The sequence below is a fragment of the Bacillus cereus group sp. MYBK216-1 genome (assembly GCF_051916495.1).
In the GTDB taxonomy this organism is placed as follows: domain Bacteria; phylum Bacillota; class Bacilli; order Bacillales; family Bacillaceae_G; genus Bacillus_A; species Bacillus_A thuringiensis_K.
In genome coordinates this window covers 185,279-199,462 of the sequence record NZ_JBQAGT010000004.1, presented here as the reverse complement: position 1 = coordinate 199,462, position 14,184 = coordinate 185,279, and the positions used below count along the sequence as shown (strand labels likewise).

Below are 14,184 nucleotides of genomic sequence, written 5' to 3'. Positions count from 1 at the left end.
TTATATTACATACTCCGAAAGATGTGCCAAATAGCGTTTCTTTTTATAAACTACTGCTCTCGTATTGTCGTTATTGAAGAAGGTGCCTTTTATAGGGCACCTTTTAAAATTCTCTTTTTTCATATATTTTTACTGAAACAAAGATAGATGCTATGAACATGCACATTGAACTAATGAATAACAAGCTGTTGTATAGTTGAATTTGTTCTAAGTTAATTTGAAACAAAGCTTCTAAAACAACTATCGGTGCCATGAATATTACTATCGTAATGAAAATGGTTTTCTTATACCCTAGCCAAAAGGATATTGGTAAAACAAAACTTAAATACAATAAAATAAAGCTAATACTAGCAACCATTGTCGTTTCAATAAATTCAAATAAGTTAACCCCGCTCTTCATTCCCATCGTGAAACAACCGACCGTTACACTTATAAAAAGAATAATAATTGCTACTATATATTTCGCATACACAATTTGTTTTCTCAATATTGGTAAACTATTTACTATAACTTCACTCTCATTTTTACTATCTGCTTCAAATGTTTTTACTGTTGCCCCAATTGTAATAATTACTGACATAATGATGAACAAATTTTCCGTATCTGTTAAGGCCATATAAAAGAAAACAGGATACAATATGTACCAAATTAAAAATTTCCATTGAATGATGAAATCTTTTAAAATTAGTGGCTTGATCATGTATTACCCCTCCTAATATGAAAATGTCCCTTCTATAACTCTGCCTCCTGAAACATTTTCATTGAGAGAAACATTGATATGACTATACTTACTAACACTCCGATACCAAGAACACCCATTGCTTGTGTAGCCTCTTGAGAGTGAAGTACTTTTAACATAATTGTTTTATCACCAAAAATATTGCACATAAGACCAATCATACCCATTAAAGGAAAAAGCATAATCAAATTCAAGACAGTAATAGCTTTATATCCCCCAATGTAATTAGTCGGTATCGTTACTGCACAATAAATCAAAGTTGCTACTATTGCTGAAAATATTGCATATCCAGGCATAACTATATCTCTGTTCAATAAAATATTTCCTAATATTACGACTATAAAAGTTACACTCAAACCAGCCATAATAAATAATGTACTTGAAATATATTTAGCTATAATTATCTCTTTTCTCGTTATAGGCAAACTCACTAATACTTTTTCTGCCTTACTTTTCTCGTCATAATAAAAAGAAATATATATAATCGTACTACATGTTATAAATAATCCTATTGCAATCCCCATTGGTTCGACGGAATTCTTAAAAATAGATAAAATGGGTATTAAAAAATAGAAAGGAAACATCTTCTTCTGTAAGAAAAACTCCTTCAAAATCAACTGTTGCATATGAACTCTCCTCTCTATAAATCACACGTTTCATAAATTTTAATTGTAAGAAACATAGAAGCGATATAGACACTAGCTAATATCATTCCTCCAACTATAAATACACCAATATGTACTGGATTCATAATCCACTCACTGAATGAAGATGTTGTTTCATTCAGCCCATCACTAATAAATATCCAAAGAATTACACCCACTCCTATTGATGCTGCTGATACTATACTTCTTACTACCTTCGATTTTGTACCATAATAACTAGGAAAAAACGTGACAACAAAAAATGTGGCATAAACAGCTCCATTTATGACTTCATACCATGGAATTTCAATGTATAGATTAGTATGATATACACCGATATCACTAATAATCACAATACCTCTTATAAGAAAAACAACTAACATCGTAGAGATCATGCCACCTACAATGAATATTGCACAGGAAATATATCTAGCAATTATGATTTCCTTTCGACTTACCGGTAAACTATTTATAACAATGTCACTTTTATTTCTTTCATCCATAACGGTTAACGTCATAACCGATGAAAAGGTTATAAATAGACAACTCATTGGAAATAACAATTCACCACTTGCATCTAACATAAAGAACAAAAGGGGCATAACAAAATTCACTAACCACATAACCCGAAAAAAGAACAAATCTTTATATACGAGCTGACGCATAGGCACCTCTCCCTTTCGCAGTGTAAACGATGATATCGTCTAATGTAGGCTTTTCTATTACAACCTCATTTCCAAACCAATCGATAATTGCTTGTTTATCCTTCGCTAAACCTTCAAAACCAAATTTATTTTTTCGTAATCCAACAAATAGTTCTTTTCCTTCTTGATCTAATAAATCATTGCTTCCCTTTACGATTACGTAGTTCTCCATTAATTCATCTTTTTCACCAGTAAATATAATCTCTCCATCATTGATGAACGTAATATAATCTGCAATGCGCTCTAAGTCTGTTGTAATGTGTGTTGAGAATAATACAGATACTTCATCTTCCATTACAATTTCTTGCAACATATCAAGTAATTCACTTCGGACAACTGGATCTAATCCTGCTGTCGGTTCATCCATAATAATGAATTCAGCATGATGTGAAAGCGCGATTGCAATCGCAAACTTCATTTTCATCCCTTTAGATAGCTCTTTAATTTTTTTATACTTTGGAACTTGTAATCTGTGCATATACGATTGGTATTGATTTTCGTCCCACTTTTTATATAACGGTGCAATAATACGTTTCATTTGTTCACACGTTAAATCTTCGTAATAATGATTTTCATCATATACAAAGCCGATATTTTGTTTTATGTCCTTTCCGGCTTTCTTATTGTCTTTGCCAAAAATTTTTATATAGCCGCTATCTTTTCTAATTAAATTCATAATCATTTTGATCGTCGTACTTTTTCCGGCCCCATTCGGTCCGACAAACCCCATAATATATCCGCGTGGCAGTGTAAAACTTATATTTTCCACTGCGAAATCTTCATAACTTTTACAAACGTTTTTTAGCTCTAACACCCTTTATTCCCCCTCATATAAACACGCAATCATCTGCTGTAAATCTTCAAGTGAAAGCTGCAACGCTTTACTTTCATTTACAACCTCTTCCGCTTTACTTTCCAATAGACGAAGCCTTTGTTCTTTTAGTAGTTCATTATTTTTACGTGAAACATAAGTCCCCTTCCCAGCAACAGTTTCTATATATCCTTCTTTTTCAAGCTCCTCGTACGCACGCTTCGTTGTAATTACACTAATTTGTAATTCCTTCGCTAAGCTACGAATAGACGGTAATTGGTCTCCACCCTTTAAACCACCATTTAAAATAAGCTGGCTTAATTGTTTTCTTATTTGTACATAAATAGGGTCTTGGGAAGAATTCGAAATAATAATATTCATGTTTTCCTCCAGTGTGTATATACTGTATATACCTTATATATACAATATATACACACCATCCTATTTTTGGCAAGAAAAAAAGACCAACATTGCCCTGTTGGTCTTTCGTATATGTATCACTTTTCAAAGCGATCTAACATCTCGTCTCTCATTCCGAAACTTACTACTGCAATTCCTATATACATAAACAGAAGGAATGCCGGATGAACCGTGTTGTACCAGCTGCTGTCAACGATTAAGTAAACCGTTAATGCCACAACAAGAACAAACGCTAAGATAAACATATAAAAGTGTCTTGTACTACCCATGATAAACTCCTCTCTTCTCACTTCACCATTCAACAGTTTATTTTATCGAATAATTCGATATGACTCAAGGTTAACTTTCTGTTATGTAATCAAGTTCCACCTTTACAATATCCTCACATGCTATTGAAATGATTGTTCCTTGTTTATCAATCGCCGTCACTTCTCTATTATCCATTACACGATTTGCTACTCTTTCTAACACTTTTCCTTGGTCTCGATAGCAAAATTCTTTTACATCTTTAATTGTTTCTCCATTTTCTAAATGGTATACCATTCTATAACATCGATATCCCACACTTTCACCCCCGTCTTGCTCGTTTTTTCACATATACATAAAAATGAGTAATCTTTGCCTCATCACACCTTCTTAATTTCAATAAAATTCTAACAAAAATAAATACTTTTATCAAACCGACTTTTTCAACAAAACTACCTATAAAACTACATCTTTACACCATTAGGAAAGAAAAAATATAATTTTTCAACATTTTCTTCACTATTTCTGCATAAAGTGAAACTTTAATCAGTGGGAATTTTTGTTCATCCCCACTGATTATTAGTTGAACCAATCGGGCATTTACGGACAGTTTATCTCCCACCTGACTTCTTTGCACCAGCTAAGTTTTGAGTTGGGAGTTTACTGTCCGTTAATGCGGGACAAATTCTCCATACAAAAAAAGAACTCGCATATAGCGAGTTCTTCCTTTGTTATTCTAATCAAACTTGTACAGGAGCTGGCTTTTCATAACGTAAAACTGGTTTACGTGCAGCCATCGTTTCGTCTAAACGTTTAATGACTGTCGTATGCGGTGCTTCTTGTACAACTTCTGGATTTTCTTCTACTTCTTTAGCGATTTGAATCATCTTATCAATGAAACCATCTAATGTTTCTTTTGATTCTGTTTCTGTCGGCTCAATCATAATACATTCTTCCACATTTAATGGGAAGTAAATTGTTGGTGGATGGTAACCGAAATCAAGCAGACGTTTTGCAATATCTAATGTACGTACACCAAGTTTCTTTTGACGACGACCTGATAATACAAATTCATGCTTACAATGTCTATCGAATGGAAGATCGTAGAATGGTGCTAATCTTCTCATCATATAGTTCGCATTTAATACAGCATACTCAGTTACTGCACGCAAGCCATCTGGACCCATAGAGCGAATATACGTGTATGCACGAACGTTAATTCCGAAGTTACCATAGAATGGTTTCACACGACCAATTGCTTCTGGGCGGTCGTAGTTGAAGTGATAACCATTTTCCGTTTTCTCTAAAATCGGTTTTGGTAAGTACGGAATTAAATCAGCTTTCACACCTACTGGACCAGAACCTGGGCCACCACCGCCGTGAGGACCTGTAAATGTTTTATGAAGGTTTAAATGCACAACGTCAAATCCCATATCTCCTGGGCGTGCTTGGCTTAATACCGCATTTAAGTTTGCACCATCATAGTATAATTTACCGCCTGCATTATGGACGATTTCTGCCATTTCTAAAATATTTTCTTCGAATAGACCTAATGTATTAGGATTTGTTAACATAAGTGCTGCTGTTTCTTCGTTTACAACACGTTTTAAATCTTCTAAGTCAACAAGACCATGTTCATTTGATTTTACTGTAATTGTTTCAAAACCAGCTACAGTTGCAGATGCTGGATTCGTTCCGTGAGCAGAGTCAGGAACAATTACTTTCGTACGGTTAAAATCACCATTTGCTTCATGGTATGCACGAATTAACATTAACCCTGTCCATTCTCCGTGTGCACCAGCTGCTGGTTGTAATGTAACAGTATCCATACCTGTAATTTCAATTAAATGCTCTTGTAAGTCGTACATTAATTCCATTGCACCTTGTACTGTCTTTTCATCTTGCAGTGGATGAATATTTGCAAATCCTGCGAAACGAGCTACATTCTCATTAATTTTCGGATTATATTTCATCGTACAAGATCCAAGTGGATAGAATCCAGAATCAACACCGTGGTTACGGTTTGAAAGTGCTGTATAATGGCGCATAATATCAAGTTCAGATACTTCTGGTAGCTCCGCATCTTCTACTCGAATATAATCGCTCTCAAATACATCTTCTAGTTTCACTTCTTCTACATCTAATTTTGGTAGGCTATATCCTATGCGTCCTTCTTTACTCACTTCAAAGATAAGTGCTTGGTCTTGGTTCTTCATTGGATAGCCCCCATTTCGTTTACAAGTGTGTCAATTTCCTCTTTTGTTCGAAGCTCAGTTGCTGCTACAAGCATATGGTTTTCATGCTCTTTATAATCACGGCCTAGGTCGTAACCGCCGATAATATTCTTTTGTAATAATGCATCGTTTACTTCTTTCACTGGACGTTTGCAATCTACAACAAACTCATTGAAGAATGGTCCAGAAAATGTTACTGTGAAGCCTTTCGCTTCAAATTGACGTTTGGCATATTGTGCTTTAGAAATGTTTTGACGTGCCATTTCCTTCACACCTTGTTTGCCAAGTGCCGTCATTGCAACAGAAGCTGCTAATGCATTTAACGCTTGGTTTGAACAAATGTTAGATGTCGCTTTATCACGACGAATATGCTGTTCACGTGCTTGTAACGTTAATACAAATCCACGTTTACCATCTGAATCTACAGTTTGTCCAACAAGACGTCCTGGAATTTTACGCATAAATGCTTTCGTTGTTGCAAAGTAACCACAGTGCGGTCCACCAAACTGCGTTGGAATACCGAATGGTTGTGCATCACCGATTACAATATCAGCACCAAATTTCCCTGGTGGTGTTAATGCGCCTAATGATAATGGATTTGAAGAAACGATAAATAATGATTTTTGTTGATGAACGATTTTTTCAATATCAGCTAATTTTTCAACTTGTCCGAAGAAGTTTGGATATTGAACGATTACACAAGCAACTGTATCATCTACTTCACTTTGTAATACGTCTAAATCTGTTACACCATCTTTATGATTAATTTCAACAACTTCAAGATTTTGACCTTTTGCATACGTTTCAAGTACTGCTCTTGATTCTGGATGAACCGCACTAGATACAAGAATTTTCTTTTTGCGAGTATGGCCAGCTGCTAACATTGCCGCTTCAGCTAAAGCTGTTCCCCCGTCATACATAGAAGAGTTTGCTACATCCATTCCTGTTAATTCACAAATCATTGTTTGGAATTCAAAGATTGCTTGTAATTCCCCTTGTGAAATTTCTGGTTGGTATGGTGTGTAAGCTGTATAAAATTCTGAGCGAGAAATAACATGATCTACAATTACTGGAGCGTAATGATCGTATACGCCTGCTCCTAAGAAAGAAGCGTATTCTTTTAAGTTAGCATTTTTACTAGCCATTTGAGATAGCTCTTTTAAAAGCTCTGGCTCTGATTTTGCTTCTTTAATTTTTAAATCCCCTTTAAAACGAACACTCTCTGGAATATCAGAGAATAATTCATCGATCGTTTGAACACCGATCGTTTGTAACATTTCTTTTTTGTCTTCTTCTGTCATTGGAAGATAACGATGCAACATGAAATCTACCCCTCTCCCCGTTACTTTGAACGTTTGTAAAATGGTGTTGGAACAACTACTGCTTTGACGCGTTTATTACGAATTTCAATTTCTACTTCTGTATCAACTGCTGCGTATTTTACATCAATTAGTGCTAAACCAATGCTTTTCTTTAACGTTGGAGATTGTGTACCACTCGTTACTTCCCCAATTTTTTCTTCACCAATAAATACAGGGTAATGCGTACGAGGAATTCCACGTTCGATTACTTCGATGCCGACTAATTTACGAGGCGCACCGTTTTCTTTTTGCTCTTTTAACGTTGCTTTTCCAAAGAAGTCTGCTTCTTTATTTGTTTTTACCGCAAAGCCAATTCCAGCCTCAATCGGTGTAATATCTTTTGATAATTCTTGTCCATAAAGTGGTAATGTTGCTTCGAATCGAAGTGTATCACGAGCACCTAAACCACATGCTTTTAAGCCCTCTTCTGCTCCAACTTCAAGAAGTTTCTCCCAAAGTTTTGCAGCATCTTCACTCTTACAATAAATTTCGAATCCATCTTCACCTGTGTAACCTGTACGAGATACAAGTGTTGGAATTCCATCTACAAGAATATCGTTTTTAAATTTAAAGAACTTAATTTCTTTCAAATCTTCTGACACAACTTTTTGTAAAATGCCTTCTGCTTTTGGTCCTTGAATTGCAAGCTGTGCAACTTCACTAGAAACATTGACTACTGTCGCATCGCCAATTACATGACTTGCTAACCATTCGTAATCTTTCTCGATATTTGATGCATTGATTACTAATAAATAGTCTTCTTCACCACGTTTGTAGATTAATAAATCATCTACTGTACCACCATTTTCGTAGCACATAGCTGTATATTGTGCGCCCCCTACCTTTAAGGTAGATACGTCATTTGTAACAACACGTTGTAAAAATGCTAAACTATCTACACCTTTTACCTCAACTTCTCCCATATGAGACACATCGAACAAACCCGCAGCTGTACGTACAGCTTCGTGTTCTTCTTTAATGCTTGAAAATTGAACTGGTAATTCCCAACCACCGAAGTCGATTGTTTTCCCACCATACTTCGCGTATACATCAAATAACGGTGTACGTTGTAATGTAATCATGCTCTCTCCCCCTTATGCTTTGACAAATCAATAAAAGTTGCTTCCCTTTTCTAAACATTTTCATTCTGAAAAGATAGGATATACGGAATCTCATTATATTTTTTTATGAAAGCGTAAATAAAAAATCACTTTCTTGGATAAAATACGAAAGATTCCACACATTTCACACCATTATCCTAACATCATTCGCTATATTTCATCAATATTCTAGCATAAAAAATAATTTAGAATTTTTTATGTTAAAACACAATAAATACAGCTTTTGAGATTTAATACTTTATTATTGTCTATCATATAGCCTTTAATAACGATAATTATGCCTTCTTTTAAGGCAAATCATCATACATTAAAAAATAATTACTTTAGTTTATAAAAGGTGGGAGAGTTGTAATGAATGTCGATATTTCCGTAGATCGGACATGGCAAAACAATTTTTTAAATAGAATTGACGAAGATGGTCCTTGGACAAACTGGGATTTATATCACTTAGCTTATGAAACAGAAAAATCGTTACTTGTTCCTACTTTTGATGGACTACAAGCACCGAAACATTTATCCCATTTCACACCGCTTCCGCATCAATTAGAAGTCGCTCAAAATGTGATTGAACAAATGAACGGTAAAGCGATTCTAGCAGATGAAGTAGGCCTTGGAAAAACAATCGAAGCTGGACTTATTTTGAAAGAATACATGGTCCGCGGGCTTGTGAAAAAGGTACTTATACTTGTCCCAGCTTCTCTCGTATCACAATGGGCATACGAACTGAATACAAAGTTTTTCATTCCCGCTGTAGCACAAAAGAAAAGCTACTCATGGGAACAAGCTGACGTAATCGTATCATCAATTGATACTGCGAAACGTTCACCACATCGCGATATCGTGTTGAACTTGGAATATGACCTTATTATTATCGATGAAGCACATAAACTGAAAAACAATAAAACAAAAAACTATGAATTTGCACAACGATTAAAAAAGAAGTTTTGTTTATTACTAACCGCTACTCCTGTTCAAAATAAGATTGATGAAATTTTTAACCTTGTTTCTTTATTAAAACCAGGACATTTAGGCAATCAATCCAACTTTGAAGAATATTACGCTTCCAAAAATCGCTCAGCCGAATCAGATGAAGACTTAAAAGCTCTCATTAATAAAGTAATGGTGCGAAATAGACGACATAATACCGGTATCGATTGGCCGAAGAGACATGTACGTACAATTTTTGTTGAGTTTAATGAACAAGAACAAGCTCTATATAATGATATCGAAAATTGGCGAGGACAAGACGCCTTCACATCTGCTTTCTCATCGTTAACTTTAAAACGTGAAGCGTGTAGTAGTCGGGAAGCTGTTTACTATTCATTGAAAAAGCATGTAGAAAAAAGACAGAAAGAAAATGAACATTATATAAAAGATCCACATATCGATGTGCTAATGGACAAAATTAATCATATTCCTTTCAACTCAAAAGCAAATAAAGCTCTTGAGCTTATAAAAGAAATTGACGATAAAGTCGTTATCTTCACAGAATATCGAGCGTCACAAATGTACTTACAATGGTTTTTACAACAACACGGTATTTCTTCCGTTCCATTCCGCGGTGGGTTTAAACGCGGGAAGAAAGATTGGATGAAGGAGCTTTTCCAAAACCACGCACAAGTATTAATTGCAACTGAAGCTGGTGGTGAAGGGATTAACTTACAGTTTTGTAGCCATATGATCAATTATGATTTGCCATGGAATCCAATGCGTCTTGAGCAAAGAATCGGACGTATTCACCGTCTTGGACAAAAAAATGATGTTCATATTTATAACTTAGCTACAAAGCATACTGTTGAAGAACATATTCTGAAACTGTTATATGAAAAAATCAACTTATTCGAGCGTGTTATCGGTGAACTCGATGAAATTTTAACAAGAATTAATATGAAAAACATCGACGCGCACATTCAAGAAATTTTCGCGCAATCAAAAAGCGAAGGTGAAATTAGAATTAAGATGGAAAACTTAACATCTATTATCGACTTTGCGAAACGAAATGAAGCTGAGGTGCAAGGCTATGCAGCAACATGAAATTCATAATTACTTATACAATTTCTTTGAGGCGAATAACTGTGAAATTTTAGAACGTTCTCCTCATTTATTAGATGTACAGTTAACAATTGAGATGGATAAATTATTAATGAATCGCCCTTTTTATTGGCACTATCTTGAGAAAACAGGAGGCGTACCGAATCCAATGCGCCTTACTCTTATTACAAATCCAGAAAATGAAGAAAATGATGGTGAGCTTATTCACTACGGTTCACCACGTCTACATCAAATTTTCCAAACGACAAAAGAATTAGGCTCATACATACGTTTATATGAGGATGTAAGACATAATGGGGCAACACATACACCGCTCCACCCTTGGCTCGGTATTAATATAAAAGTTTCCTATCAATGTGATCGAAAAAAAGACATCCTTCACTCGATTGGTATTCATCTCATTTCTGGAACAATGATGGCAAACTTTCATGAAACATTAACAAACATTAAACTTACACCAAAAATACCTGATTTTTGTTTTACGCTCTCGCCCATCATTAAACCTCAAAGTGGTTTACAACGCATAGAAGACGCTTTAAAAAATATAATTGCAGAAGATGACCATACGTGGGCAAAAGAAGCAAGAGTGCGTTGGAATCATGATTTAGACCTTTTAAACCGTTTTTATGAAGAAAGTGACGAACTTCCTGAGAGCTATGAAATTGAAAAACAAGCTCTGCAAGAACAGTATGAACCACGTATTACAGTGCAAATTATTAACGGTGGACTCTTTTATGTTACCGCGAATCATTTTCTATCAAAATAAAGCTCCTTCTGCTTTAGAAGGAGCTTTATTTCGAGTTATTCTCTATCCTCATTACGCTCTTGTTGTTTTTGCTTTGCCATGCGTTTTTGATACGCACGATCCTTCGCGCTCACATGATTTGCATCAGTTGGAAGATTTTCTTTCGAACGTCCAATTCCATTGCTCATCTTTCCCACTCCTTTTTACGTTTTTCAGAATACATGTTTATTTTCAGCTAGAGTTACAATCCTTATACAAAAAAAAATAAGAGCAGCCATTGGCCACTCTTACTCGCTCACATATTTTTGAAACATATCATGGATGCCTTTATTTACTAGGTTCGAGATCTGCTCGTCAGATTTATTCGGATAACGATCACGCAATCTGATAGATGCCTTCACCATTAAATTTTCTAATACAGAACGGCCACCTTCTCCATAAATAATTTCAGCATATTTAACAAGCCTTCCATCCTCTACTGTTGCTGGATTATGATTGAAGAAAAATTTACTCATTGTCTCCACCTCTCTCTTTTGATAACGTTTACATTTATATAGATTATTTATGTTATTTATTTCACAATATTGTATGCATGTATATTTAATTAGTTTCATTATAAAGCAACATATAGATAGTAAATATGTGATTTTCCGTCCATTTTGTGAACAAATCAAAATGAAAGCGTTTCCTTTATTATATACTAAAAAAACTTACTACGCTAGGGGCAATTTTTTTCAATCTACTAACCCCTCGAAAATTGATATATTTTTTCTTTTCCCATTAAACCTTATACAATTTTCAGAAATTATATTATAAAATATATGTATGACTTAAGGAGGCTTTGTATGAATCAAAATAAAAAAGCTATATTAGATCTTGTCTTTTATCTCGTAATCCCATTCCTCATTTGGAAATTTGCAAAACCTTATATCGATCCTTATTACGCGATGTTACTTTCCTCTGTTCCGGGGATTATTTATACACTGTATACCTTTAAAAAAGAAAAACAGTTTAACGTGACAGGGTTCTTTATTTTAATTACACTTATTTCTAATACAACGGTAGATTTATTATCTGGGTCAGCTGAACGAATGTTGTGGAATGATGCATATTATCACATCGTACTCGGTATTATCGTCATCTGTACAATTTTCATAAAAAAACCACTCATGTTATATTTCGCTGCGGATATTGCAGCGCTGCAAGGGCATGACCGCGATAAAAGTCGTGAGCTTTATCGTGATAGTCGTATCTATCCAGCACTACAATATTTAACGTTATTTTTCGGGCTGCAATTTATATTAAAAAGCTTTTTAAAAATTTATTTCATCTCTGTTTTTGGTGTAGATGGCTATGGTGAAATGAGAGCGATTATGACCGCTGTCGGCTGGGGCATTTCTATTTGTATCGGAATAGGGTTCGTATGGGTTAACAATAAAATACATGCCGTTACGGAAGAAAAAGAATCCGTGCAGTAAATAAAAATCCCCTAGTGTAATACGACACTAGGGGATTTTTGGTTTGCTAGACATATGACTAAAATTTAACTTGATTTTTTTCTTTTACTTTTTACATTTCGGTAAAACAAAGCAGCACTCAGCGGCATAACACCAAACCACTTATTCATAAATGGCTCTTTTTCAGCACGGCGTTGTTCTTTCTTTTGTTTTCGATCTTCTTTTGGAGCATCCATATACGACACAAACTGCTGCGTCACAAAGCGAACATAATCATTAGTAGACATATTATCATCACCTCTACTTGATTAGTATGTCCACTTTTTTATACATTAATCTTTTCCTTTAACTCATTCATAATTTGCCTTACAGGCTTATTTGTCGTATCGATATGAATGTGAGCCTCTTCATAATAAGCTCGGCGTGATTCAAATTTCTTTACGAATGCATCTATATCTTTCTTTTGAAATAGTGGACGTGTCGTATCTTCACGAAGCCTTTCTGCAATTACATGCGGATCACAATATAAATACACGACAGTTCCGTTCTCTTTCATCCACTTGCGATTTTCCGCTCGTTCAATAATTCCCCCACCAGTTGTAATAATGACATTATGGACTGGTAGCGAACGTAACATTTCGCTTTCATATTCCCGAAAAGCCATTTCACCTTCTTCGGCAAAAATATTTCGAATTGCCTTCTCTTGCTTCTCTTCAACTTTTTGATCAGTATCTACAACATCTATTTGAAGTTCTTTACTTAACGCTTTTCCAATTGTTGTTTTTCCTGCTCCCATATAGCCGGTTATGTATATAGATTTCATTTTCTGTCCTCTCAATCGTCATTTATTAATTGTTATTATAACGAAAGATGCTACTTTGTTTAATAAAAAACGTTTTGTTCTTATACTATGAAGAACAAAACGTAACACTCGCTTTTACTTATAAGTACCTCTTCTCACCCACTGCGTTGCAATCCATTTCTCGCCTTTCGTTACAGGTGCCCCTCCGTGTAACGTAAGCTCATTTAGTGATTGATCTTGATAAAAATACTCAAAGTATACTGCCATTCCCTTTCTAGGGTGTACAGAAAGATTTAATTTCGGGAAGTACGTTTCCCCGCCTTCTTCTACATCATTTAAGTACATTACAAGCGTACTAATACGATTGTTAGCAGCTGATCTACTATGTTCCGCAAAATAATCATAGTGTGCTTTATATTGTTGATCCACTTCATAATTTAAAATGTGCAATCCTTCACCATGCGACGCAGGAACATTCATGATAGATGAAATTCGTTTTTCAATCTTTAAAGTAAGTTCACTGTCTTCTAAAAATGCACCGCTACTTGTTCGAATATCATTTACATCACGTGATGAACCAACTTTAGAACGCTTCATTTTATTTTTAGACATTTCAATTAATTCATCACACTCTTCATCACTCAGTACATTTGCTAATACGACAATAAGAGGTTCTTCGAATTTTGAAATAATGTGTATTTCTCTATCTTCTGTCATAATCGTATTTCCTTTATGATCAAAAATAGTTTGTTCCTTATTTTCACCTATTTGATTGTTGTTTGTCATTTCCCTATTCTCCCTAAAAATAATGATTGGATAGCATGAATATATCACATTCTTTCTACCTT

The 14,184-nt window shown here is 34.8% G+C and carries 18 protein-coding genes and 1 pseudogene; 4 read left to right on the top strand and 15 right to left on the bottom strand.

The window, feature by feature from the left end; all coding sequences use genetic code 11:
- Positions 1–103 precede the first annotated feature (103 nt).
- The 10 genes from ACTFRH_RS15460 to gcvT all read right to left on the bottom strand — a co-directional run bounded on the left by ACTFRH_RS15460 (position 104) and on the right by gcvT (position 8,241).
- A complete protein-coding gene (locus tag ACTFRH_RS15460; protein ID WP_074593489.1) occupies positions 104–697 on the bottom strand; it encodes an ABC-2 transporter permease in 594 nt (197 codons plus the stop codon).
- A gap of 35 nt (positions 698–732) precedes the next feature.
- On the bottom strand, positions 733–1,365 hold the full coding sequence (locus ACTFRH_RS15455; protein ID WP_001186559.1) for an ABC-2 transporter permease: 633 nt from the start codon (positions 1,363–1,365) through the stop codon (positions 733–735).
- A gap of 14 nt (positions 1,366–1,379) precedes the next feature.
- Positions 1,380–2,048 carry an ABC-2 transporter permease gene (locus ACTFRH_RS15450; protein ID WP_001249561.1) on the bottom strand — a complete coding sequence of 223 codons (669 nt, stop codon included), beginning with the start codon at positions 2,046–2,048 and terminating at the stop codon, positions 1,380–1,382.
- Complete coding sequence (locus ACTFRH_RS15445) at positions 2,029–2,901, bottom strand: ABC transporter ATP-binding protein (RefSeq protein WP_000891284.1); 873 nt, start codon at positions 2,899–2,901, stop codon at positions 2,029–2,031. Before ACTFRH_RS15445 ends, ACTFRH_RS15450 begins: the two co-directional genes overlap by 20 nt.
- Positions 2,902–2,904: 3 nt before the next feature.
- Complete coding sequence (locus ACTFRH_RS15440; protein WP_001021358.1) at positions 2,905–3,279, bottom strand: GntR family transcriptional regulator; 375 nt, start codon at positions 3,277–3,279, stop codon at positions 2,905–2,907.
- 116 nt (positions 3,280–3,395) lie between these two features.
- Positions 3,396–3,587, bottom strand: coding sequence for a hypothetical protein (locus ACTFRH_RS15435; RefSeq protein ID WP_000535936.1), 192 nt, complete (start codon positions 3,585–3,587; stop codon positions 3,396–3,398).
- A 70-nt stretch (positions 3,588–3,657) separates the two neighbouring features.
- Entirely contained in the window at positions 3,658–3,861 is a 204-nt protein-coding gene (locus ACTFRH_RS15430) for a DUF3929 family protein (protein WP_000262496.1), read from the bottom strand.
- A 443-nt stretch (positions 3,862–4,304) separates the two neighbouring features.
- Positions 4,305–5,780 (bottom strand): aminomethyl-transferring glycine dehydrogenase subunit 2, encoded by a 1,476-nt coding sequence (gcvPB, locus tag ACTFRH_RS15425; protein ID WP_000795690.1) that lies wholly within the window; start codon positions 5,778–5,780, stop codon positions 4,305–4,307.
- The gene (gene gcvPA, locus ACTFRH_RS15420) at positions 5,777–7,120 is read right to left on the bottom strand and encodes an aminomethyl-transferring glycine dehydrogenase subunit 1 (RefSeq protein ID WP_000903241.1); all 1,344 of its coding nucleotides are present in this window, start codon (positions 7,118–7,120) and stop codon (positions 5,777–5,779) included. Before gcvPA ends, gcvPB begins: the two co-directional genes overlap by 4 nt.
- Positions 7,121–7,140: 20 nt before the next feature.
- Positions 7,141–8,241: a glycine cleavage system aminomethyltransferase GcvT gene (gene gcvT, locus ACTFRH_RS15415; RefSeq protein WP_000631774.1), complete on the bottom strand. Its 1,101-nt coding sequence runs from the start codon at positions 8,239–8,241 to the stop codon at positions 7,141–7,143.
- A gap of 390 nt (positions 8,242–8,631) precedes the next feature.
- Here gcvT and ACTFRH_RS15410 point away from each other — a divergent pair, with 390 nt between their 5' ends.
- Both ACTFRH_RS15410 and ACTFRH_RS15405 read left to right on the top strand, forming a co-directional pair.
- Positions 8,632–10,314: a DEAD/DEAH box helicase gene (locus ACTFRH_RS15410; RefSeq protein ID WP_001100037.1), complete on the top strand. Its 1,683-nt coding sequence runs from the start codon at positions 8,632–8,634 to the stop codon at positions 10,312–10,314.
- The gene (locus tag ACTFRH_RS15405) at positions 10,301–11,098 is read left to right on the top strand and encodes a YqhG family protein (RefSeq protein ID WP_001183964.1); all 798 of its coding nucleotides are present in this window, start codon (positions 10,301–10,303) and stop codon (positions 11,096–11,098) included. Before ACTFRH_RS15410 ends, ACTFRH_RS15405 begins: the two co-directional genes overlap by 14 nt.
- Positions 11,099–11,133: 35 nt before the next feature.
- Here the strand turns inward: ACTFRH_RS15405 and ACTFRH_RS15400 are convergent, their stop codons facing one another.
- On the bottom strand, positions 11,134–11,265 hold the full coding sequence (locus ACTFRH_RS15400) for a hypothetical protein (RefSeq protein WP_000064668.1): 132 nt from the start codon (positions 11,263–11,265) through the stop codon (positions 11,134–11,136).
- Positions 11,266–11,364: 99 nt separating this feature from the next.
- Entirely contained in the window at positions 11,365–11,592 is a 228-nt protein-coding gene (locus ACTFRH_RS15395) for a hypothetical protein (RefSeq protein WP_000032702.1), read from the bottom strand.
- A 73-nt stretch (positions 11,593–11,665) separates the two neighbouring features.
- Between ACTFRH_RS15395 and ACTFRH_RS15390 the strand changes: the two are divergent.
- Together ACTFRH_RS15390 and ACTFRH_RS15385 are read left to right on the top strand one after the other, a co-directional pair.
- Positions 11,666–11,781 (top strand): annotated as a pseudogene (locus ACTFRH_RS15390) (GTP pyrophosphokinase).
- A gap of 141 nt (positions 11,782–11,922) precedes the next feature.
- A complete protein-coding gene (locus ACTFRH_RS15385) occupies positions 11,923–12,555 on the top strand; it encodes a VC0807 family protein (protein ID WP_001073110.1) in 633 nt (210 codons plus the stop codon).
- 65 nt (positions 12,556–12,620) lie between these two features.
- Here the strand turns inward: ACTFRH_RS15385 and ACTFRH_RS15380 are convergent, their stop codons facing one another.
- The 3 genes from ACTFRH_RS15380 to ACTFRH_RS15370 all read right to left on the bottom strand — a co-directional run bounded on the left by ACTFRH_RS15380 (position 12,621) and on the right by ACTFRH_RS15370 (position 14,122).
- Positions 12,621–12,821 carry a YqzE family protein gene (locus ACTFRH_RS15380; RefSeq protein ID WP_000106083.1) on the bottom strand — a complete coding sequence of 67 codons (201 nt, stop codon included), beginning with the start codon at positions 12,819–12,821 and terminating at the stop codon, positions 12,621–12,623.
- A gap of 38 nt (positions 12,822–12,859) precedes the next feature.
- Positions 12,860–13,357 carry a shikimate kinase gene (locus tag ACTFRH_RS15375; protein WP_000836647.1) on the bottom strand — a complete coding sequence of 166 codons (498 nt, stop codon included), beginning with the start codon at positions 13,355–13,357 and terminating at the stop codon, positions 12,860–12,862.
- Between the two features lie 114 nt (positions 13,358–13,471).
- Complete coding sequence (locus ACTFRH_RS15370) at positions 13,472–14,122, bottom strand: 2OG-Fe(II) oxygenase (RefSeq protein ID WP_000183865.1); 651 nt, start codon at positions 14,120–14,122, stop codon at positions 13,472–13,474.
- Positions 14,123–14,184 lie beyond the last annotated feature (62 nt).

Coding starts and splice junctions, on each gene's coding strand:
- ACTFRH_RS15455 (WP_001186559.1), bottom strand. CDS start 1,365: ATGCAACAGTTGATTTTGAAGGAGTTTTTCTTACAGAAGAAGATGTTT.
- ACTFRH_RS15450 (WP_001249561.1), bottom strand. CDS start 2,048: ATGCGTCAGCTCGTATATAAAGATTTGTTCTTTTTTCGGGTTATGTGG.
- ACTFRH_RS15440 (WP_001021358.1), bottom strand. CDS start 3,279: ATGAATATTATTATTTCGAATTCTTCCCAAGACCCTATTTATGTACAA.
- ACTFRH_RS15435 (WP_000535936.1), bottom strand. CDS start 3,587: ATGGGTAGTACAAGACACTTTTATATGTTTATCTTAGCGTTTGTTCTT.
- ACTFRH_RS15430 (WP_000262496.1), bottom strand. CDS start 3,861: ATGGTATACCATTTAGAAAATGGAGAAACAATTAAAGATGTAAAAGAA.
- gcvPB (WP_000795690.1), bottom strand. CDS start 5,780: ATGAAGAACCAAGACCAAGCACTTATCTTTGAAGTGAGTAAAGAAGGA.
- gcvPA (WP_000903241.1), bottom strand. CDS start 7,120: ATGTTGCATCGTTATCTTCCAATGACAGAAGAAGACAAAAAAGAAATG.
- gcvT (WP_000631774.1), bottom strand. CDS start 8,241: ATGATTACATTACAACGTACACCGTTATTTGATGTATACGCGAAGTAT.
- ACTFRH_RS15410 (WP_001100037.1), top strand. CDS start 8,632: ATGAATGTCGATATTTCCGTAGATCGGACATGGCAAAACAATTTTTTA.
- ACTFRH_RS15405 (WP_001183964.1), top strand. CDS start 10,301: ATGCAGCAACATGAAATTCATAATTACTTATACAATTTCTTTGAGGCG.
- ACTFRH_RS15400 (WP_000064668.1), bottom strand. CDS start 11,265: ATGAGCAATGGAATTGGACGTTCGAAAGAAAATCTTCCAACTGATGCA.
- ACTFRH_RS15395 (WP_000032702.1), bottom strand. CDS start 11,592: ATGAGTAAATTTTTCTTCAATCATAATCCAGCAACAGTAGAGGATGGA.
- ACTFRH_RS15385 (WP_001073110.1), top strand. CDS start 11,923: ATGAATCAAAATAAAAAAGCTATATTAGATCTTGTCTTTTATCTCGTA.
- ACTFRH_RS15380 (WP_000106083.1), bottom strand. CDS start 12,821: ATGTCTACTAATGATTATGTTCGCTTTGTGACGCAGCAGTTTGTGTCG.
- ACTFRH_RS15375 (WP_000836647.1), bottom strand. CDS start 13,357: ATGAAATCTATATACATAACCGGCTATATGGGAGCAGGAAAAACAACA.
- ACTFRH_RS15370 (WP_000183865.1), bottom strand. CDS start 14,122: ATGACAAACAACAATCAAATAGGTGAAAATAAGGAACAAACTATTTTT.